Annotated in this window: 18 protein-coding genes and 1 pseudogene; 6 read left to right on the plus strand and 13 right to left on the minus strand. The window is 49.6% G+C overall.

Going from position 1 to position 21,863, the window contains the following annotated elements:
• Positions 1 to 192 precede the first annotated feature (192 nt).
• From nirB to cysG, 4 genes and pseudogenes are all read left to right on the plus strand, one after another.
• A complete protein-coding gene (gene nirB, locus OK023_RS16295; RefSeq protein WP_317693700.1) occupies positions 193 to 2,742 on the plus strand; it encodes a nitrite reductase large subunit NirB in 2,550 nt (849 codons plus the stop codon).
• Positions 2,739 to 3,071, plus strand: coding sequence for a nitrite reductase small subunit NirD (gene nirD / locus OK023_RS16300; protein WP_317693701.1), 333 nt, complete (start codon positions 2,739 to 2,741; stop codon positions 3,069 to 3,071). The genes nirB and nirD overlap by 4 nt, the downstream gene beginning before the upstream one ends.
• 136 nt (positions 3,072 to 3,207) lie before the next feature.
• Positions 3,208 to 3,459 (plus strand): annotated as a pseudogene (locus OK023_RS16305) (hypothetical protein); the annotation flags it as partial.
• Between the two features lie 96 nt (positions 3,460 to 3,555).
• Positions 3,556 to 4,959 (plus strand): siroheme synthase CysG, encoded by a 1,404-nt coding sequence (gene cysG / locus OK023_RS16310; RefSeq protein ID WP_317693702.1) that lies wholly within the window; start codon positions 3,556 to 3,558, stop codon positions 4,957 to 4,959.
• A gap of 214 nt (positions 4,960 to 5,173) precedes the next feature.
• Here the strand turns inward: cysG and trpS are convergent, their stop codons facing one another.
• From trpS to pilM, 12 genes are all read right to left on the minus strand, one after another.
• Positions 5,174 to 6,178 (minus strand): tryptophan--tRNA ligase, encoded by a 1,005-nt coding sequence (trpS, locus tag OK023_RS16315; protein ID WP_317693703.1) that lies wholly within the window; start codon positions 6,176 to 6,178, stop codon positions 5,174 to 5,176.
• Positions 6,179 to 6,180: 2 nt separating this feature from the next.
• Positions 6,181 to 6,879 carry a phosphoglycolate phosphatase gene (locus OK023_RS16320; RefSeq protein ID WP_317693704.1) on the minus strand — a complete coding sequence of 233 codons (699 nt, stop codon included), beginning with the start codon at positions 6,877 to 6,879 and terminating at the stop codon, positions 6,181 to 6,183.
• Positions 6,872 to 7,549 (minus strand): ribulose-phosphate 3-epimerase, encoded by a 678-nt coding sequence (gene rpe / locus OK023_RS16325; RefSeq protein ID WP_317693705.1) that lies wholly within the window; start codon positions 7,547 to 7,549, stop codon positions 6,872 to 6,874. Before rpe ends, OK023_RS16320 begins: the two co-directional genes overlap by 8 nt.
• A gap of 29 nt (positions 7,550 to 7,578) precedes the next feature.
• Positions 7,579 to 8,391 (minus strand): adenine-specific DNA-methyltransferase, encoded by an 813-nt coding sequence (gene dam, locus OK023_RS16330; RefSeq protein WP_317693706.1) that lies wholly within the window; start codon positions 8,389 to 8,391, stop codon positions 7,579 to 7,581.
• 84 nt (positions 8,392 to 8,475) lie between these two features.
• Entirely contained in the window at positions 8,476 to 9,513 is a 1,038-nt protein-coding gene (locus OK023_RS16335; protein WP_317693707.1) for an SPOR domain-containing protein, read from the minus strand.
• 303 nt (positions 9,514 to 9,816) lie between these two features.
• On the minus strand, positions 9,817 to 10,944 hold the full coding sequence (aroB, locus tag OK023_RS16340) for a 3-dehydroquinate synthase (protein WP_317693708.1): 1,128 nt from the start codon (positions 10,942 to 10,944) through the stop codon (positions 9,817 to 9,819).
• A gap of 219 nt (positions 10,945 to 11,163) precedes the next feature.
• The gene (gene aroK / locus OK023_RS16345; RefSeq protein WP_317693709.1) at positions 11,164 to 11,685 is read right to left on the minus strand and encodes a shikimate kinase AroK; all 522 of its coding nucleotides are present in this window, start codon (positions 11,683 to 11,685) and stop codon (positions 11,164 to 11,166) included.
• Between the two features lie 612 nt (positions 11,686 to 12,297).
• Positions 12,298 to 13,491 (minus strand): DNA uptake porin HofQ, encoded by a 1,194-nt coding sequence (gene hofQ / locus OK023_RS16350; protein WP_317697774.1) that lies wholly within the window; start codon positions 13,489 to 13,491, stop codon positions 12,298 to 12,300.
• 64 nt (positions 13,492 to 13,555) lie between these two features.
• Positions 13,556 to 13,903, minus strand: a complete 348-nt coding sequence (locus OK023_RS16355; RefSeq protein WP_317693710.1) for a hypothetical protein — start codon at positions 13,901 to 13,903, stop codon at positions 13,556 to 13,558.
• Complete coding sequence (locus OK023_RS16360; RefSeq protein WP_317693711.1) at positions 13,896 to 14,405, minus strand: hypothetical protein; 510 nt, start codon at positions 14,403 to 14,405, stop codon at positions 13,896 to 13,898. The genes OK023_RS16355 and OK023_RS16360 overlap by 8 nt, the downstream gene beginning before the upstream one ends.
• Positions 14,398 to 14,934: a PilN domain-containing protein gene (locus OK023_RS16365; protein ID WP_317693712.1), complete on the minus strand. Its 537-nt coding sequence runs from the start codon at positions 14,932 to 14,934 to the stop codon at positions 14,398 to 14,400. Before OK023_RS16365 ends, OK023_RS16360 begins: the two co-directional genes overlap by 8 nt.
• Positions 14,934 to 15,782 carry a type IV pilus biogenesis protein PilM gene (gene pilM / locus OK023_RS16370; protein ID WP_317693713.1) on the minus strand — a complete coding sequence of 283 codons (849 nt, stop codon included), beginning with the start codon at positions 15,780 to 15,782 and terminating at the stop codon, positions 14,934 to 14,936. Before pilM ends, OK023_RS16365 begins: the two co-directional genes overlap by 1 nt.
• Before the next feature lie 121 nt (positions 15,783 to 15,903).
• On the opposite strand from pilM, the gene mrcA reads away from it, so the two are divergent.
• The gene (gene mrcA / locus OK023_RS16375) at positions 15,904 to 18,462 is read left to right on the plus strand and encodes a peptidoglycan glycosyltransferase/peptidoglycan DD-transpeptidase MrcA (protein ID WP_317693714.1); all 2,559 of its coding nucleotides are present in this window, start codon (positions 15,904 to 15,906) and stop codon (positions 18,460 to 18,462) included.
• Positions 18,463 to 18,631: 169 nt separating this feature from the next.
• Here the strand turns inward: mrcA and nudE are convergent, their stop codons facing one another.
• A complete protein-coding gene (gene nudE / locus OK023_RS16380; protein ID WP_317693715.1) occupies positions 18,632 to 19,186 on the minus strand; it encodes an ADP compounds hydrolase NudE in 555 nt (184 codons plus the stop codon).
• Positions 19,187 to 19,721: 535 nt separating this feature from the next.
• Here nudE and OK023_RS16385 point away from each other — a divergent pair.
• The gene (locus OK023_RS16385; RefSeq protein WP_317693716.1) at positions 19,722 to 21,860 is read left to right on the plus strand and encodes an IgaA/UmoB family intracellular growth attenuator; all 2,139 of its coding nucleotides are present in this window, start codon (positions 19,722 to 19,724) and stop codon (positions 21,858 to 21,860) included.
• Positions 21,861 to 21,863: the final 3 nt, after the last annotated feature.

Genomic DNA, 21,863 nt, shown 5'->3' on the forward strand with positions numbered 1-21,863 from the left:
CAATACCGGATGAGCATTCTTCTATCAACACGATTAAGCTAAAGTTGAATAAAAACCACAAGTTATAAAATATCGATAAAAATCACACAGATAACACATTATAGGTATATGAAGGCTGTCTTGATTTGTATCAATAAATGACCGTCAGGGAGGAATAAGGTACATCTAGGAAATCAGAATTTCGAGGTAAAAATGCGCAGGCTCCAACTCGCTGTCATCGGTAACGGCATGGTCGGCCACCGTTTTATCGAAAACCTGCTGGAAAAGGCAGACAAAGACTCGTTTGAAATCACCGTTTTTTGTGAAGAACCGCGTATCGCTTACGATCGCGTCCATCTCTCCTCCTATTTTTCGCATCACACAGCTGAAGAACTTTCGTTGGTCCGCGAGGGGTTTTACCAAAAACACGGCGTGAAGGTACTGATCGGTGAACGTGCGATCACCATCAACCGTGCAGAAAAAGTTATTCACTCCAATACCGGCCGCACGGTGTATTACGACAAACTGATCATGGCTACCGGTTCTTACCCGTGGATCCCACCAATCAAAGGGGCAGAGAGCCAGGATTGCTTCGTTTATCGCACTATTGAAGATCTTAATGCTATCGAATCCTGCGCTCGTCGTAGTCAGCGGGGGGCCGTGGTGGGTGGTGGTCTTCTTGGTCTGGAAGCCGCAGGGGCGTTAAAAAACCTGGGCGTTGAAACCCATGTGATCGAATTTGCTCCAGTGCTGATGGCAGAGCAACTCGATCCCATGGGGGGGAATCAGTTACGGCGCAAAATCGAACGGATGGGCGTCAAAGTCCATACAGGAAAAAACACTACGGAGATCGTCAACGGTGGGAAAACCGCTCGCAAAACCATGCACTTTGCTGATGACACTGAACTGGAAGTCGATTTTATCGTATTTTCCACCGGCATCCGGCCACAAGACAAACTGGCTCGCCAATGTGGACTGGAAACGGCACCGCGTGGAGGTATTGCAATTAATGACAGCTGTCAAACTTCCGATCCTGATATTTACGCCATCGGTGAATGCGCTTCATGGCGGCAACGCATATTCGGTTTAGTGGCACCAGGCTACAAGATGGCGCAGGTTGCCGTTGACCACCTGCTAAGCAGAGAAAACAGCTTCCAAGGTGCAGACATGAGTGCCAAGCTGAAGCTATTAGGCGTGGATGTTGGGGGTATTGGTGATGCCCACGCGCGCACCGCTGGCGCACGCAGCTACGTTTATCTGGATGAAAATAAGGAAGTCTATAAGCGTATCGTCGTCAGTGCAGATAATAAAACACTGCTCGGTGCGGTGTTGGTTGGAGATACCAGCGACTACGGTAACCTGCTGCAATTAGCGCTGAACAACGTCCAATTACCGGAAAACCCGGATAGCCTGATCCTACCGGCACACGCGGGCAGCAAACCCGCTATTGGCGTAGATTCACTGCCGGATACTGCGCAAATCTGTTCCTGCTTCGACGTCAGCAAAGGCGATATTATCAAGGCAGTCAATATGGGTTGCCATACCGTCGCGGCCATCAAATCCGAAACCAAAGCAGGAACAGGCTGTGGTGGCTGTATTCCACTGATCACGCAGGTACTGAATGCCGAATTGAGCAAGCAAGGCATCGAAGTCAACAACCACCTATGCGAACACTTCACCTATTCGCGTCAGGAGCTGTACCACTTGATCCGTGTTGAAGGCATTAAAACCTTTGGAGCACTGCTGGAAAAATACGGTAAAGGCTACGGTTGCGAAGTATGCAAGCCTACAATTGGCTCACTACTAGCTTCATGCTGGAATGAATATATCCTTAAACCACAGCACACACCGCTGCAGGATACTAATGATAACTTCCTGGGTAACATCCAGAAAGACGGAACTTACTCGGTGATCCCACGATCTGCCGGGGGAGAAATCACCCCAGACGGTCTGCTGGCCATCGGCCAGATCGCCAAAGAATACAGCCTTTATACCAAAATCACTGGTTCACAACGCATTGGCATGTTCGGTGCACAAAAAGACGATTTGCCGGCAATCTGGGCCAAACTGATCGCCGCCGGTTTCGAGACGGGTCATGCCTACGCTAAAGCACTGCGCATGGCCAAGACCTGTGTTGGCAGTACCTGGTGCCGCTACGGCGTCGGCGATAGCGTGGGTTTTGGCGTGAAGCTTGAGCATCGCTACAAAGGCATCCGCACCCCACATAAAATGAAGTTTGGCGTTTCTGGTTGTACCCGTGAATGTGCCGAAGCGCAGGGAAAAGACGTTGGTATAATTGCTACCGAGAAGGGCTGGAACCTGTATGTTTGTGGAAATGGCGGGATGAAACCGCGTCATGCAGACCTGCTGGCTGCCGACCTCGACGATACGACACTGATACGCTATCTCGACCGTTTTATTATGTTCTATATCAGTGCCGGCGATAAATTACAGCGTACCTCGCTCTGGCTGGAGAGCTTGGAAGGCGGTATCGATTACCTGCGCAGCGTAATTGTCGGCGACAAACTGGGCATCAACGCACAACTGGAAGCAGAAATCGCTCGCTTACGCGAGGTGGTGACCTGCGAATGGAAAGAAACGGTTGAACATCCTGAATCACAGGCACGCTTCGCACACTTCATTAACAACCACCAGCGCGATCCTCTCGTTCAAGTAGTCGCAGAACGTGAGCAACACCGCCCGGCGCGTCCAGAGGAACGCATTACCGTTACTTGGCTTGAAACTGAGGAGAACAACGTATGAGCCAGTGGATCACCGTTTGTCCGATCGCAGATATTCTACCGGGCACCGGCATATGTGCGCTGATTGACAGCCAACAAGTGGCGATATTCCGTCCCTATACCGATGAACAACTGTTTGCACTCAGCAATATTGACCCGTTTGCACAGGCCAGCGTGCTTTCACGCGGTCTGATTGCCGAACATCAAGGTGAACTGTGGATAGCAAGTCCACTGAAGAAACAGCATTTTCGTTTGCACGATGGCTTCTGTCTGGAAGATGAAAACCGCTCCGTTGCCAGTTTTGCCAGCCGAGTCATCGACGGCATGGTACAGGTCGCAGCCAATACCTAAGTTTAAACTTCTGCCGAAAAATGAGGCTTAAAGCGGATAGTCTTACCGCTTATTGCATTTGACCTATTCATTTTCTGGGAAACTTATGTTCACCGATGCCATCAATAAATGTGCTGCCAAAGCGGCACGCATCGTCATGACGCTGTTTGCCTTGTCTTGGTTCGGCCAGCATAGTGATACTTATACCCTTAGCGGTATTGGTCATAATTTGGGTGTCACTGGGCAACATGCTATCTGGTTCAGTCTTTATGGGCCTAGGCTGTGTCCCTTAACTGTCCGCCAGCGGCGCTTGCGTACCGTTAAGGGACACAGCCTAGGTTACTGGTATGCCACGCCGCGCGCACAGCGGCCAGAGGCTGAGAAAACCACCATGCGTCAAACCACATAGTCAATCTGGGGCAGAAGATCGCCCTGTCAGGCTTGTGCTTAATTGCGCCACTGGTATGCAATTCAGTACAACATAATGACTTCATTGAGGATTTCGATGGATTACTTACCGATCTTCTGCCAACTGCAACACAAAGCCTGCCTGTTAGTCGGTGGTGGGGAAGTCGCCGAACGTAAAGCCCGACTGCTGTTGGATGCCGGTGCACGTTTAACCGTCAATGCCCGTCAATTCAATAACCAATTTCGCGTATGGGCCGAGTTTGGGCGATTAACGCTTGTGGAAGGGGAGTTTTATGCCGATTTACTGGCAGAGAAATGGTTGGTTATTGCCGCGACCAACAGCGTGGAAGTAAACGCCCTAGTATACCAATCTGCCAATCAGCAACGGGTATTCTGCAACGTCGTTGATGACCCCAAGCGTGCCAGTTTTATCATGCCTTCAATTATCGATCGTTCGCCAATAATGGTTGCCGTCTCTTCCGGGGGAAAAGCGCCCGTACTGGCTCGCCTATTGCGTGAAAAACTCGAGGCCATGCTGCCACAACACCTTGGCCAGTTGGCGAATCTGGCGGGCTCCTTACGAAAGAGAGTTAAACAACGGTTTGCCAATATTAGCACTCGTCGTCGTTTCTGGGAAAAACTGTTCGTGCACCACAGGCTGGCGCAATCCTTGGCCAACAACGATACCGAGTTCGTTAAACGACACGTCAAGCAGTTGTTTGGCGAACGGCAAGAAGCACAGGGTGAAGTGGTACTGGTTGGCGCTGGCCCCGGTGATGCTGGGCTATTGACGTTAAAAGGCCTACAGCAGATCCAGCAGGCCGACGTTGTGGTCTACGACCGTCTGGTTTCTGACGAGATAATGGCATTGGTACGCCGGGATGCAGAACGCATATTTGTAGGCAAACGCGCCGGATACCACTGCGTGCCGCAGGAACAAATCAATCAGATCCTGCTGGATCACGCTCAGCGGGGCTTACGTGTCGTCAGATTAAAAGGAGGAGATCCCTTTATTTTTGGCCGCGGAGGGGAAGAACTGGAGACGTTGGCCGAAGCAGGCATTCCCTTTTCCGTTGTACCTGGGATCACAGCAGCATCAGGCTGCTCAGCCTACAGCGGCATCCCCCTCACCCATCGAGATCATGCACAAAGCGTACGGTTGGTCACCGGCCATGCCAAAACCGACGGCGAATTGGACTGGGCGCAGCTTGTTACAGAACATCAGACGCTGGTGTTTTATATGGGGTTAAACCAGGCACCGGTGATCCAACAACAGCTGTTAGCCCATGGTGTGGAGGCTTCAATGCCGATTGCCCTCATTGAGAACGGCACCTCGACTCGTCAGCGGGTTATTGAAGGTGAACTGGCACAATTGGGGGCGTTGGCTGCACAGGCCACCAGCCCTACCCTGATTATCGTCGGAAGTGTCGTTAGCCTACGCAGCAAACTGAACTGGTTTACCTGCAGAGACTCCCCATCAGACCTCAGCAAAATGGCGTAAAAAGCAACGTTTTGGCCGTTCAGGCTGCTGACAAAGCCCGCTATTTGAGAGAGTGTGCCGAAGGGATCGTAACAGTGTAAGCCGTCGGCATAACAGATAAGTGTCCCATAATAGCCACAAGGTGCCCTAGGCTCATGTATATCTGGTTAGAAAGCGACTTTATCATCAACCTCAGCGGCAACTTTGGTCGCTTTTTTCCTTTTTGCACAGGACGTTACGGATGCGCGACAAAACCCACTGCTTGATAGACTTTTGCCAGCGTTTCCTGTGCACGAACACGTGCCTTTGCAGCACCATCGCGCATTATCTGCTGCAGTAAAGCCTCATCGTTACGGTAGCGGTGATATCGCTCCTGCAGGTTACTCAACATGTCGGAAACGGCCTCAGCGACCGCACCTTTTAAATGACCATACATCTGGCCTTCAAACTCGATTTCCAACTGTTCTGTGCTCTTGCCTGTGACGCCGGACAGAATGTCCAACAAGTTGGAAACACCCGGTTTATTCGCCACATCGTAGCGAATCACTGGGGGATCCTGCGAGTCGGTCATTGCGCGTTTGATTTTCTTGGTGACTTCTTTCGGGTCTTCCAGCAAGCCGATCACGTTGTTACGATTTTCATCCGACTTGGACATCTTTTTGGTCGGTTCTTGCAAAGACATCACGCGCCCACCAGCTTTGGGAATAAACGGCTCAGGTAGCTTGAACACATCGCCGTACAGTGCGTTAAAACGCTGTCCAACGTCACGGGTCAGTTCCATATGCTGTTTCTGATCCTCACCTACCGGAACCTGATTGGTCTGATACAGCAAGATATCTGCAGCCATCAATACCGGGTAACCAAACAGACCCGCGTTGATGTTTTCCGCGTAACGCGCCGATTTATCCTTAAACTGGGTCATGCGGTTCAGTTCACCAAAATAGGTATAGCAGTTGAGCACCCAACTCAGCTGCGTATGCTCTGGCACATGAGACTGCACGAAGATAGTGCTTTTTTGCGGATCGATACCACAAGCGAGGTAAAGTGCCAGCGTATCCAGCGTGGCTTTACGCAGTTTCTCTGCATCTTGGCGCGCGGTAATAGCATGAAGATCAACAATGCAGTAGATACAATCATAGTCGTCTTGCATATGAACCCACTGACGCAGTGCACCCATGTAGTTGCCAATGGTCAGTTCACCAGACGGCTGCGCGCCGCTAAATACGATGGGTTTACTCATGTTTAAATTTCCTGATTCTCTATAGGTAACAGCCCAAGAACGGGCAACAAATCGGCAAAATGCTCCAACACGCACTCGGGACGACTCAAGGCGATCGCTTCACCGTAGTTATATCCGTAAGTCAGACCAACGTTTGGGCAACCCGCCGCCTGTGCCGCTTGAATATCGTTACGTGAATCGCCGACAAACAGCACTTCATTCGCTCGCAGCCCGAGTTTGCCAAACACCAGATACAACGGTGCTGGGTGTGGTTTTTTTTCCACCACATCGTCACCGCCGATAATCAACGAAAAATAGTCGACAATCCCGAGTGCCGTCAGCAACGGAGCGACAAAAGGCGTGGGCTTGTTGGTCACCAGCGCCATTGGATAGCCCTTGCCTGCCAGGCAGCTAAGCGTTTCTTTCACCTGCGGAAACAGGCGACTACCGCTATCAACGGTTTGCGCATAGAAACGGTCAAAGTGCTGGCGCATTTGCTGGCAATGTTCCGCTGTGGCGTCCACTTCAGCCCAACATAGCGCACGCTGAACCAGCACATCGGCACCATTACCAATCCAGGTAGCGACGCGGGTTTCGCCTGCCTGCGGCAATCCCATTTCGGCTAAAGCCAGATCGATAGCGGCAGCCAAGCCAGGCGCACTGTCTACCAATGTGCCATCAAGATCAAAAACCAGGCCACGGATCGCGCTAAAATCAACCATGGTGAACCTTAGCCAGTTCACGACGCATTTCATCGATCACTTTACGGTAATCCGGCTTGCCAAAAATTGCCGAGCCTGCAACAAACATGTCAGCCCCGGCCGCAGCAATTTCGGCAATATTGTCCACTTTCACGCCACCATCGACTTCCAGACGAATATCATGCCCACTTTTATCGATCAGAGTACGGACCTGACGCAACTTATCTAAGGTTCCTGGAATAAATGACTGCCCGCCAAAACCAGGATTAACCGACATCAACAGGATCACATCGAGCTTATCCATAACGTAATCAAGATAACTCAGTGGTGTTGCCGGGTTAAAGACCAGTCCAGCTTTGCAGCCGTGCTCTTTGATCAATTGAAGGGTACGATCAACATGTTCAGAGGCTTCAGGATGGAAAGAGATATAACTTGCCCCGGCTTTAGCGAAATCGGGCACGATACGATCAACAGGTTTCACCATCAGATGAACGTCGATAGGGGCGGTTATGCCATAGCTTCGCAAAGACTCACACACCATCGGCCCAATCGTCAGATTAGGTACGTAATGGTTATCCATCACATCAAAGTGTACTACGTCAGCGCCCGCAGCCAACACCTTGGCAGTATCGTCGCCCAAACGGGCAAAATCGGCTGACAGAATGGACGGGGCAATCAAAAACTTTTTCATCCGCTTCTCCAAACGTAGGATTCGAGTTGTTAGCTATACAATGCCAGTAGTTCGTTTACCTTGCTGCGCCCCAGAATATTACTGCTGATGGTGCGACGTGCTTTCACCACATGTAGCGAAGCATGTTGGTACCAGCAACGTGTCAGTTCGGTGTCATGATTAGATATCAATACTGGCACTTGGCTTTCCACCGACAGTCGATGAGCAATAAGCGCCAGCCCTTGCTGGTCAGCCATACTAAAGCTGTTGGTGTGGTATGCAGTAAAGTTAGCCGTCGCCGAAAGTGGCGCATAGGGTGGATCGCAATAAACCACCGCGCCTTGCGTTGCCTTTGCCATGGTATCGCGGTAATGCTCACAGACAAAAGTGGCGTTGCGTGATTTTTCAGCAAACCAATACAGCTCTTCTTCAGGAAAATAAGGCTTTTTATAACGACCAAATGGCACATTGAACTCACCACTCAGATTATAACGACACAGTCCGTTGTAGCAGTGACGATTCAGATACAGGAACAGTAACGCGCGCCTATAAGCATCAGTACTTTTGTTAAACTCTTCACGCAATAGATAAAATTGGTCTGACTTATTGTACTCATTGGTGAAAAGGATACGTGCATCGCGCACGAAGTCATCCGTGCGCTGCTTAACGATGTTATACAGGTTGATAAGATCGCTGTTGATGTCGGCGAGAATATAGGCGTCGTACTCCATGTTCAGGAATACTGAACCCGCCCCCACAAAGGGTTCGATTAAGCAGTCACCCGCTGGCAAATGACGACGAATTTCGTCTATCAGCGGGTACTTTCCACCAGCCCATTTTAAAAAAGCGCGGTTTTTCTTCATGCCGTCAGTTAGCTACTTATACAATTCAGAGCGGCGGATTGTACTCTGTTTCAAACAGCACATCAGCGCACAAAATTAAATGATTTATTTTTTAAAGTCTTGCTGCACTTGGTGTACAGGGCGGACCCATGGTTTTTTCGCTTGGACATCTGCTGGTAACGAAGCGATTGCACGTTTGGCCTCCGCTGATGAAGCATAATCTCCGCTCACTAACACAAACCACGGCTTGCCGTCACGCTTGGTCTGGTACACCATGAAGTGCTGCAGGTTTTGCTGCTTGGCAAAAGCATTGAGCGTATCGGAACGAGAAGCACTGCTCAATTGCAGTGTGAAATGGCTACCCGGTGCCGACTTGATGGAACCGTTACCCCCACTCACCGCACTACTCTTGCCAGACACCGGTGGTGTATAAGCTGTGGTCGTGGTGGGTGAGGGTTTGGGCGGTACCGCAGGTGTTGCCACAGTTCTTGCTGGCGTTTTATGCTGTTGAACCGATACGGCTGAGTTATTGTGCAACGGACGCGTGGTTTCTTTTGCAACTGAACTCACACTGCCCATTCGCGCAGATTCTTTTACAGCACTACCACTCATTAGCGTAGCTGGAGCGGTGGGTAAACCGGCAATCGGCGTATTCAGATCCTGTGTGGCAGTATCAACCTGACCTTGTTGAGACAATAGCGCATCTGCCATATTGCCGGGTAAATCGATACGCCGTTGAGCACCACCTTGAGCAGGCTGTGGCGGCGCTTCGGTAGGAGTACTAGAGATTGGCGGAACGCTGATATTTTGAGGCTGCGCTGGTTGGGAAATGCCTACGCCATTGTTGTCGTTTGTATCAGTAGTGCCACCCGCTACACTGCCGTTTGCCGCCGTCAGCGACGAAGATCCTGAAAGATTAATATCGCGGCTTATACCTTGCTGAGTAGCCTCATGCGCGGTAGGCGACTTCAACGCCGAACCGATACCCACAATCAACACCAACAGGACCAGAATGCCAACACCAATCATTACATGCTGATGCGAGACCGCTAAACGTGGGCCTGAAGATGATCGACGCGAACGTGAAGGTCGACGGTCGCTGGTATCAGGCCGAAGATCGTCTTCTGGTTTAAACTCATCCATATGACCTCCTCCAACTAGAGAAAAAAGCTTACCACCCGTTATCCAGAATGGTTAGAGACTGTGTAACACGACAACGGCAAAGCAACATGAGCCTTACTCTACTCATTGAGTCATTGTAAGTTCCATCAACACAAGCAGCCGAGAAGAAGAAGCCCCGTGCCATAGATAGGCTATGTGGCCAAAACCGGCGAGTATAAACGGCACACTGCCACTTAAAACCGGCGAGTATAGATACTAACAGTAGCCAAGCCACTGTTATACTCTTATTACTTGAGGTAGCTGGAGTCTCGGCTGTGTTTCAGACTATCGGCCCTGCAGTAACTTGGGCATAGATTTAACCCCTGAAATTGGAAGGCAATCCGTGATGGAAGCCAAAACGACCTCATGGGCAACGCCACCACGGACTTCAGCTTCGCCAATTGCCTTTGGTAATACTAAACGCAGTTCACCGGCCAATACCTTCTTATCACGCATCATATGCGGCAAATAAGCTGCTGGTGCCATTTCCTGCGGACCACAAACCGGTAATCCAGCACGCAGCAGCAGACCTTTGACCCGTTCGATATCGTCAGCAGTAAATTGCCCCAGCCGGTAGGCCGTTTGCGACGCCATTACCATGCCCGCAGCAACCGCTTCACCATGTAGCCATACGCCATAACCCATTTCGGCTTCTATAGCATGACCATAGGTATGACCCAGATTGAGTAACGCCCGCAGACCATTTTCACGTTCATCTGCAGCGACAACCTCAGCCTTCAATTCGCAACAACGGCGAATGCAGTACGCCAACGCTGACATATCCAGCGCCACTAGCGCATCAATATTCTTTTCCAACCAAACAAAGAAATCACGGTCAAGAATAATTCCGTACTTGATCACTTCCGCTAGCCCAGAGGATAACTCACGTGCCGGCAAGGTACGCAAACAATCAAGATCTACCACCACAGAAGCGGGTTGGTAGAAGGCACCAATCATGTTTTTACCGAGCGGATGATTGACGGCGGTTTTGCCGCCTACAGAAGAGTCCACCTGCGAAAGTAACGTAGTAGGAACCTGAATAAAACGCACACCACGTTGATAGCATGCTGCGGCAAAACCGGTCAGATCGCCCACCACACCACCGCCGAGGGCAATAAGTGTGGTATCGCGGCCGTGCGGTTTTTCCAGCAACGCCGAGAAGACCTGCTCAAGCACGGCGAGGGACTTATACTGTTCGCCGTCGGGCAGTATCACCTGATCGACCACAATACCACTCTGCTCAAGCACCTTCCTGATACGTTCCAGGTACAACGGTGCCAAAGTCTGGTTGGTGACCAGCATAACCTGCTCACCCGCCGTTAGCGGCATAAAAGAAGCCGGATCGTTAAACAATCCGGCGGCAATGGTAATCGGGTAGCTGCGCTCCCCAAGCGTTACGGTAATTCTCTCCATGTCGCGCTCAGTTCTAATGTGGTCTACCCCTGCAAACGCAGGGAACACAATTCAGGATTTCCGCATTTACCCAAAAGTAACACGGAAACACTATTACTCTGAATCATTTAAGTTACGCAAAGGCAGTGACTCCAAGATCTCTAGCTATTATGGACAACTGAATAACTGAGTTTTTTGAGCACTGCCTGCACACATGCCATGCGAAGTATGGCGAGTCTATCAGTTGCTTTCCAGCATATTGATTATCTGGTTAGCAACTACTTTTGCGCTTTGATCGTCCGTGCGGATGGTGAGATCTGCGATTTCTTCATACAACGGATTACGTTCTTTAGCTAACGCTTCCAGAACTTCGCGCGGAGGAGAGTCAACCTGCAACAACGGACGTTTTTTGTCACGCTGAGTACGGGCCAACTGCTTCTCGATGGTGGTTTCGAGATAGACCACAACGCCACGCGCCGACAAGCGGTTACGTGTTTCACGAGACTTAACCGAACCACCGCCTGTAGCAAGTACAATGCCTTGCTTTTCCGTCAGTTCATTAATGACTTTTTCTTCGCGATCGCGGAAGCCTTCTTCCCCTTCCACATCGAATACCCAGCCCACGTCAGCTCCGGTACGTCGCTCAATTTCTTGATCGGAGTCGAAAAACTCCATATTGAGTTGCTGAGCTAACTGACGGCCAATAGTGCTTTTGCCGGCACCCATAGGCCCAACCAGAAAGATATTGCGTTTCTCTGCCATGTTTTTCGGTATTACTAAGACAATTCGTTAATGATAACCCGCCCCGCCAATCAAATCAGCAACGGGACCTAAACTGAAACCTCATGAGCGATAGTGCGAGATCAGACGAAAAATTATCTCAACACTCTTGGTAGTTTGGCAACCGAATAAATCGCTATCCACGCCGCAGGAGGGAAACCATACGTTTTTAACGGCGTCTTATACCCTATAGATTTCAAGTTTCGGAGAGGCAAACGTAAAAGATCCCAGAAACTTAACTTCGGTAAGTTACCGGATAAATACATTAAACCAACAACGTCACAGCTTGAAAGACGATGGGTAAAGCATTAACAAAAAAACCTCGGAGCTCAATTCGGTAACCCTTGTAAGCTAAATCGGCGGCAGCGTCAAACGTAGATACCGCGAAGACAAGAAAAAAGTGCACTTGCCCATCAACTTTTAAGCGTTTTCACTCTATGCGTGTTTCTCACTTATGCCCACAATCGGTCATATGCTTCCCCAATCTGCAGGTACTCGCCTTGAGGGGATCTCCAAGGTTATAACCTCTAATATACATCAGGAAGGTATCTGAAAAAATGCCATCGTAACATCGCTTATAAAAAAGCATAAAATTCAGACCTTTATCAGCGTTGGAGTGATGAAAATCACCAATTCGCGTCGTTTATGCTGCTTGCTGCTGCGTTTGAAAAAATAACTCAGCAAAGGAACATCCCCCACCACAGGAACTTTGTCCACGCCATACGTGTTTTGCCGTTGGAATATGCCACCCAATACGATGGTTTCACCGTTTTTTACCGTTACCTGAGTTTTAACTTCCTGTTTGTCGATTGCAAGAGCCTCACCTGCCCCCTGTTTTATCGAACGCCCTGGCATATTCTGACTAATCTGAAGTGTTAATGTGATCCGCCCATTAGGCAAAATCTTTGGCGTAACTTCCATGCCCAGCACCGCTTCCTTGAACTCTACAGAAGTAGCACCACTGGCACCGCTCGAGACTTCGTAAGGGATTTCCGTCCCCTGCTTAATGCTGGCCGTTTGCTGATGTGCAGTAAGTAGACGTGGGCTGGCAATGATTTCTACCTCATTTTCCTGCTCCAGTGCCGACAACTCCAAATCCAGAATACGGCCACTGAGCCGCGCGAGGTGAAAACCAGCTGCCACTGGGCTATTTTCTATCGGTAAATCAACGTTGAAGTTGTTTATCCGCAATCCCTTCGCAGATTCGTCTTCCCCATTTAGCCCCCAGCGGACACCCAACTCCCGCAAATTTTCGCTACTGATGGTAACAATATGCGCTGCCAGTTGTACCTGCTCCAACGGCGCATCCATCTCGGCAACCCAGGATTTCATTTGAGCAAGAGCCTGAGCAGTATCACGCAATAACAACGCGTTCGTCCGTTTGTCTACCACCACACTACCGCGCTCGGTCAATAGTTTGCCACGCTGGCTATCCAGACTTTGCGCTATGTCGCTGGCATCTGCATTTTGCAGCGTCATTGTCAGATTCGCTAATGGCAATTGTTGTGCCAAAACCTGCTGGCGACGTTGCCGTTCCTGTTCATCCGGCTCAGGGAAAACCATCATCACATTCCCCTCAATAGTCATCGTCAATTTTCCCATGCGCAGTACTACTGCAATCGCCTGTTGCCAAGGAACATTATCTAACCGCAGAGTCAGGTTGCTATTGGTACCTTCACCAGCTACCAGATTCAACTGCTGATATTCTGCCAAAGCCTGTAAAATTAGACTGATAGGTGTCTCATGAAACACCAGTGACACGGGTTTTTCTTGCTGCACATTTCCCATTACCGTTAAAGGTATAGCAAGCCAACAGGCCCAAAAACCGCTAAATCTCTTCATTTCCATGTCCTTATGGTTTCTTTTGCAAGGTGAGCACCACACTGCCGCCCTGTGGCAAACAACCCTCATTCGTTCCCTTGGCACGGAGTTCTATGCGATCAGAATGGATCGATTCCACTTGCCAGTATTCACCCGGCAACCATTGCTGTGGCAATAGCCGCAACCATTGTCCTAGCGGAGTCACAACCCAGCCTTGACGAAAGTCGGGGGAACCAATAATGCCTTTGAGCAACCAATCTGTCGGTGAAACCGTCGGCGTTTTGCAGGGTATTACCTGCGCTGACTGAAACGGATCGCGATATTGCACCGCGCCAAGCAAAGTGGAAAGAAGCAACCACAACCAACAAATTTTACTCATCAGCGCCGTCCCCAGAGCTGAGCAATGTCAGTTCGGTGAATACCCCTTCAGACCGACTCTCGATACGTATCTGGTCAATCCGTTTGTGTGGTGAAATCGTTTCTAGTAAACGCAGCAATCCCGAGTAATTCACCTGAAATTTAAACGTTTGTTGTGCTGGCTTATCCTGCTGTTGCCAACGCAGTAACTTCCCGCCAACCTGGGAGAGATTACTCCCCAGTTCCGCGTGGTCTTCCGGCTGTTTTATCGCTTTGTGTTGCAAACTCAACTCTAATGCCTCTAGCGACGGCAACTGGCTTATTTGCTGCTGCCGCTCTGTAACCTGTAATTGAAGCTGTTGTTGCTGTTGATACAATCTTTCCCGTCGCTGCCACTGACCGGAGATAAACAACACATAAGCCAGCAAAATACCCGCAGCCAATACCAGCCATTGAACGGCCAGTAGCTGCCAACATGGCCGCCCAAGCCATTGGATTAACCAAATTGGTAAGGGCTTATTCATTCGTCACCCAGCGTGCCTTCAGGATAAACGTCAGTCCCCCTTCTTCCCGTGCCATAACTTCCGCTAGTTGGCTGTGATGCAGCAAAGGCGATAAGGCCATCTGCTGCTCAAATGTGATAATCGCCGCATAAGGTGCCCCCACTCCTTGCAACAAGATCCCCTTCGCATTTTCTTCAAACCTTGTGAGCCACAAAGTATCAGGCAACGCGAGGGAGAGTTGCTGTAGCAGTGACAGATAACGCCGATTATGTGCAAGATTCTGCCGACGCTGGGTTTCTGCTGCTGTTACTCGCGCCAGTTCTGACATCGATTGCTGCACTTCACGGAGCCGAACGGTCAAGTCGGAATATTGCTGAGTTAACGTTTGCACCACCTTACGTTGTTGTACCTGCTGATGGCCCAGTAAAAAAAAGATAGAAGTAAGGATAGACGTGGCGACAAACAACTGGGTGCAGAACAGCCTTAACCAGAACACATAGCGTCGCCGTTGTTGCCTGACACGCCAAGGTAAAAGATTGACCTGGTACATTAATTGTCCTCACCGCGAAGTGCTAACCCGCCAGCCAGAACAAAAGCCGTAGGCAAAAGTGGTAGCGGCGGATATAAGCGGCTGAAAGCAGTGAACGGCGACCAAGATATAGCGCCGATCCCTTCAGCCACCACTTCGTCAATCACGCTGCTGTAGTAAACTCCCTTGGTTGCAAGCGTTGGGCACGCGGCTCCTATTACGCTCAATGCCTGCTCTACGCTCTCAGCCTCACGAACGGGCAATACACCATAAGTAAATGCCTCAGTACGTGGTGCAACCCACAACCACTCATACTCTAATCGGTGCAGCAACCCAACATCCTGGGACAGGCCAACAGCCCCTGCCATCACGGATAAAGCATTAGGTGTGATATCAACAACTTCCGGTTGTAATTCGGCCTGCAGCAGGCAATCTAGCCACTGCTGCAGTTCCTGCTGACGGGCAGCAGTGAGCAGCAAATGATGTGAATTTGGGGGTGCCGGACGGTAATCCATCACCAGAGTCTGGCTGTCTAGCGGGAACTGCCTCAGCCCTTGAGAGGTAATATAGTCATGACGTATCGGCTCCCGTAAACGGAAGTCCGGTAAAGGCAAAGTGTGTTGTAAAACACGCTGCGCGGGCAAAGCAATGCGTAAGGAGATATGTCTTGGTAACTGGTTACGCCACTGCTTCAAAATGGTAACCAAAGTATCAGTTTCTTCTAAACATCCTTCACGCAACACAGGATGCGGTAACGCCTGTTGCCACCAGTGGCGCAGTTGCCAACCGCTTCGGCGATATTGTGCTGCCAGCGCTCTAACGCAGTGGCTTTGTATATCCAACCCCACCTGCCAAACTTGAGAAAACATATTCTTTATAGCCTCCATACCCTCAAATAACAAAAGAACATATCCATGTTGCAGGCTTACCTTTATACTACTGCGCGGTTGTTTATAAACTGCCCAACTGGCATGAAATGGGAAATCTCAGGTGAAGTTCGTAAAGTATTTTTTAATCCTTGCATTGTGTTGCATCTTGCTGGGAGCAGCCTCGATTTTTGGCTTGTACAAATATGTCGAGTCACAGCTGCCCGACGTCGCAACGCTAAAAGACGTGCGGCTGCAAATTCCAATGCAGGTTTACAGTGCCGATGGCGAGCTTATCGCCCAATTCGGTGAGAAACGTCGTATACCTCTGAAGCTGGATCAAATCCCGCCGGTGATGATGCATGCTTTCATCGCCACAGAAGACAGCCGTTTCTATGAGCATCATGGGGTCGACCCTGTCGGTATCTTCCGTGCAGCCTCTATTGCGCTGCTCTCAGGCCATGCAACCCAAGGTGCAAGTACCATCACTCAGCAATTGGCCAGAAATTTCTTCTTGAGCCCAGAACGTACTTTGATACGGAAAATCAAGGAGGTCTTCTTGGCGATCCGCATTGAACAGATGATGACCAAGGATGAAATCCTTGAACTGTATCTCAACAAGATTTATTTAGGTTACCGTGCTTACGGTGTAGGTGCCGCGGCACATGTCTATTTTGGTAAAGACGTTAGCGAACTAAGCTTGAGTCAGATAGCGACGATTGCCGGATTGCCCAAGGCTCCCTCAACATTCAACCCACTCTATTCCCACGATCGCGCGGTGGCACGCCGCAACGTTGTGCTGTTGCGCATGTTGGACGAACGCTACATCACCAAAGAGCAATACTATCAAGCTCGCAGTGAAGAACTGGTTGCGCATTACCATGCGCCAGAAATCAGCTTCTCCGCGCCATACCTTGCAGAAATGGTGCGTCAGGAAATGATCGGTCGATATGGTGAGAATGCTTACACAGATGGTTATAAGGTATACACCACCATCACCAAGAAGCTGCAATTGGCTGCCCAGGAAGCCGTGCATAAAAATGTGCTCGATTATGACATGCGTCATGGCTACAGAGGACCGTCAAACGTGCTGTGGAAAGTGGGGGAGATAGCATGGGATCAGAAACAAATTATAGACTCTCTGAAAAACCTGCCTAATTACGGCCCGCTGGCACCGGCAGTGATTACCCATGCGGATGCAGAACAAGCCTCAGCGATGCTGTCCGACGGCAGCAGTATTGTGCTAACGATGTCAGGTATGCGTTGGGCACGCCCCTTCAAAACGGATACCCTGCAAGGCCCAACACCCAAGCGCGTTACCGATGTAGTGCAGACGGGTCAACAGGTATGGATCCGCAAGGAGAATGATAAATGGTGGTTGGCACAAGTGCCGGACGTCAATTCGGCACTGGTTTCCATCGATCCAAATAATGGCGCTGTCAAGGCACTGGTGGGGGGGTTCGATTTCAACCAGAGTAAATTCAACCGGGTCACTCAAGCGTTGCGTCAGGTGGGGTCCAACATTAAACCTTTCCTTTACACTGCGGCGATGGACAAGGGGCTGACGCTGGCCACGATCCTCAACGATTTACCGATCACCCGCTGGGATGCAGGTGCCGGTACCGACTGGCGCCCTAAAAACTCCCCCCCCACTTACGACGGTCCGATCCGCCTACGTCAGGGACTTGGACAATCAAAAAACGTGGTGATGGTTCGCGCAATGCGTGCCATGGGCGTCGATTACGCTGCAGAATATCTGCAACGCTTCGGTTTCCCCGCACAGAATATTGTGCATTCGGAATCTTTGGCATTGGGATCGGCTTCTTTTACCCCATTACAGGTGGTACGAGGTTATGCCGTGTTAGCCAATGGAGGCTATCTGGTTGACCCCTATTTCATTACCAAGATTGATGACTACACAGGTAACACTATATTCAACGCCAAGCCCAAAATCGTCTGCAAAAGCTGTAATCTGCCGGTTATTTATGGTGACACTCAGCGTTCGGCCATGCTCTCTGACGATAACGTTGAGAACGTAGCGGTATCACAGGAAGGTATCAATAACAGCGTGCCAATGCCGCAGCTTGAGCAGATCACGCCAGCCCAAGTACGACAGGATAATGAGCAGCAGTACGCGCCACATGTGATTAGCACCCAGTTATCATTCCTTATGCGTGATGCATTGAATAGCAATATCTTTGGCGAACCCGGCTGGATGGGGACCGGTTGGCGTGCAGGCCGCGACCTCAAACGCCATGATATCGGTGGCAAAACCGGTACAACCAACAGTTCGAAAGATGCTTGGTTCTCTGGTTATGGTCCGGATACGATCACTTCAGTCTGGATCGGCTTTGACGATCATCGCCGCGATCTTGGCCGAACAACAGCCTCTGGTGCAATAACAGATCAAATCTCTGGAGGGGAAGGCGGTGCAAAAAGTGCTCAACCCGCGTGGGATAACTTTATGAAAGTTGCTCTTGAAGGGCTCCCAGAACAGAAAATAACCCCCCCTCCGGGGATTGTCAGTGTAACCATCGACAAAAGAACAGGTAAATTGTCCAATGGCGGCGCTGGCAGCCGTTCTGAATATTTTATCGAAGGCACTCAACCGACAGAGTTCTCTGCACAAGATGCAGGCACCACTCTCACAGATCCAACTGGCGAAAGTCACGAACTATTCTAAAAACGAAAATGGCCAGTACAGCAGTCTGGCCATTTTTAATCTAGGCTTTACACCTTAGTGTCCGTCGTGCCGTCAAGCTCCAAAAGCTCATTATTAAGGCAGATGAGGGAAACGCATAATAGTGAATGTGCGACAACACCGAGAATAAATTTCCGGATACAGGCTAGCGCTAGCGGGAACCCTGTAGAAAGGCCGCAGTCAGGAATAATGCGCTGACGTTACGTGCTTCACGAAAGTCCTCCTCAGCCAACAATGTCATCATATTGGCGATTGGCCAGCGGACTTGCGGTAATGGTTCTGGCTCATCGCCTTCCAGACTTTGTGGATAGAGATCCTGAGCCACAACAATATTCATCTGACTGGAAAAATAGGAAGGCGCCATCGTCAGTTTACTAAGAAAATCAAAGCGCTTAGCACCGAATCCAACTTCTTCCATCAACTCGCGGTTAGCCGCTTCCAGAAGGCCCTCGCCAGGATCAATCAACCCTTTCGGAAAACCCAATTCATAGGATTCAGTTCCCACCGCATACTCACGGATCAACAGTAAATCATCACCAATTATCGGCACAATCATCACGGCTTCACGTTCTGAAGGCCGCATACGTTCATAGACTCGCCGCACACCATTACTAAATTCCAGATCGACCGACTCAACGTTAAATAAACGCGAACGTGCGACTGTTTCTACTTTCAGAATTTTAGGTTTCTGCAGGTGTTTATCCATGATTGCCTCAAGAAGGTTACACCCCATGCCACTAAAATAGTGCGGTAATAAGGCCTGTAACCAGGATAATAATGTGCAAGTTGTGCTCTGATGACGCTCAAACAAACACTGACTAAACTCAATTTTGTTCACATGATGATTTAATGAGAACATTGACCACAACGCGCTTAGGCTGTCGCCGTGCCCTACGCACAAATAACCACTAGCGACGCTCGCGTATAATGGAGACACACAACCTAGGGCATAACTTACTTTTTTTTAACAAGCGTGACCAGCTCGGCAGCAATTTTCCCCCATACTCATTAAAAACGGTTTAAGAAAATAAGATAAACCCGATATCGTGCCATAAGAAGAAGTTGCTATGATCAGCTAGTAAGCGGTTTGCTAATGGCACCAACTTACAATTTAACGATTGCGCGTTCTATCACTGAGCTTTCAAGTCCGTATAATATGTTACGTTTATCCGCTGATAAGATTCAAATAGACTTTAAAGACAGCGGGATCGGCGAGTCTAAGGATCCAAGGTGAGGGTAGCATGGGCACAATAGCGTTGATATTGGCCCTAGTGCTTGTTTTTCTACTCGCTGCCAGCCTCTACCTCTGGCTCAGTCGCCGTCGTAAACCTTCTTTAACAGGTTCCCTAACCTTCATAAAACCGACACACCGCAAACTTACCTTAGAAGAGCGCGCTGCGATTGAATATTATCTCAACCAGCAGGATAGCTGGTCAGAAAACAAACTATTGCCCAACATTCCTACTCCAAACTCTGCCAAGCTGACGCTGACGGTGCAGAGTGATGATGTCTACCCCATCACTCAGGCCATTACTCGCTACGGGCTAGCGAATGATACCCCCAACAATTGGCGCTATTATCTCGATTCTGAAGAGATCCATCTGCCGCCATTCTGGGAGCAGTACATCAGCGCAGATAACTACGTCGAAGTGATCAAGACCCAGACTCTCCCGTTAGTCATTTCACTCAACGGCTATTCTCTGCTCGACCACATTCAGAATAGTTCACCGCCGCCGGTGGTTACTGTTAATCACTCTGAGAATGCAGCCATCCGCAAGGATGAGAGTGAACATGTTGAGTTGATAAATATTCGTAAAGAAACCCGTGAAGAATATACACTCAATGGTCCCAACGGCGTCAAAGAAGCGATAACTATCTCCGTGGCTCTACTGTTGCTGTTTTTCAGCTTAATAAGCCCGGTAGTCGTGATCCCATGGATGATTTTTTCTGCTGTGCTGACGATCGTTTGGGGGTGTTGGAGTCTATTTCGTCGCCCAGTTGAAGGTGAGTTGAAAGAGGTCCACGGTTTACGTGGCACACCAAAGCGCTGGGAGTTGTTCGGCGAGTCTAATCAGGAGCAAGTCAGTAATATCTCTTTGGGGACCATTGATTTGATATATCCCCCACACTGGCAACCTTACCTCTCACAAGATTTGGGGAAAATAACCAACGTAGATATTTATCTTAACAAGCAAGTGATACGGCATGGCCACTATCTTTCCCTACACGACGAAGTAAAAAATTTTCCTCTACAGAAGTGGGGTAAGAACGCCGTGCTGGCGGCGAATTCTCTTGTGGTCCTGCTCTTGCTGCTCACCTACATCCCACTCAGTTTACCGGTTAAATTGAGCAGTTCATGGCTACAAGGCACTAAGAGAACTGAAGTTTCTAACGTGCAGGAGTTAAACACTCTTCCTTTGCATATCGGTGATACACTGAAAATTCATGGCACAGGTATGTGTTATGTCCCCTCAAACAACCATCCAACAGCTGCGGTTCCTAGTTTTATGCCTTTCGACTGCTCTACAATCTACTGGAGTAATGCCGATCCGCTGCCACAGCCAGAGTCCGAAATAGTCAACAAGGCTACAGCCCTACGGGCCTCTGTCAACGGGCAATTGCACCGCAGTGGTAACGAACAGAAACTCAATCCACAGTTGGCCAGCGCAATAGAGAAATCAGGTATGATCTTGCTGGACGATTTTTCAGGTATCGTTTTAAAAACTCAGGATTTGTGCGGAAAGGAAGCTGATTGCATTAGGCTGAAGAACGCCTTGACCAATCTGGGAAACGCTAAAAACTGGACCAGTCTGGTGAAAAGAGCAAAGTCTGGCGCCCTGCGAGGCATTAACGTTCTTCTTCGGCCCATCAGTGCCAAATCTCTGGAAAACTTGACCAATGCGGCAACCTCAGCATTTTTCTCTCAGGAAACCCTTCAGGCGATAGCTCGACTTAATAATCCGCCATCGGGCGGTTTTTTGATCACCAGCGACGAAGGCAAGCTGTTGGTGAACCATCAACTCCCCCTACAGCCGCTTAACGAATACAATACTTTTGACCAATGGAAAGAATTGCAACGTCTTAGTAGAGCTTTGTTAAATACCCCTTTCAAAGCTCAGGGCGTTATCACCAATACCTTTGTGGATGCTAACGGCACTCGTCATATCGCACTACACAGCGAACCAGATATGGTAACCCTGTGGCGCTATCTGGGTACCAGCTTACTGCTCCTGGCACTGGTCATTATCTTTGGATACAACACCTGGCGTTTAATACAACGCTGGCGCAAAAACCAACATCGTCTTGCTGATATTCACCGCTATTACCAAAGTTGCTTTAATCCACAGCTAACCCCGGTATCAATAAGTCCTGCGGTCTAGGCT

The sequence above is a fragment of the Serratia sp. UGAL515B_01 genome, assembly GCF_033095805.1.
In the GTDB taxonomy this organism is placed as follows: domain Bacteria; phylum Pseudomonadota; class Gammaproteobacteria; order Enterobacterales; family Enterobacteriaceae; genus Chania.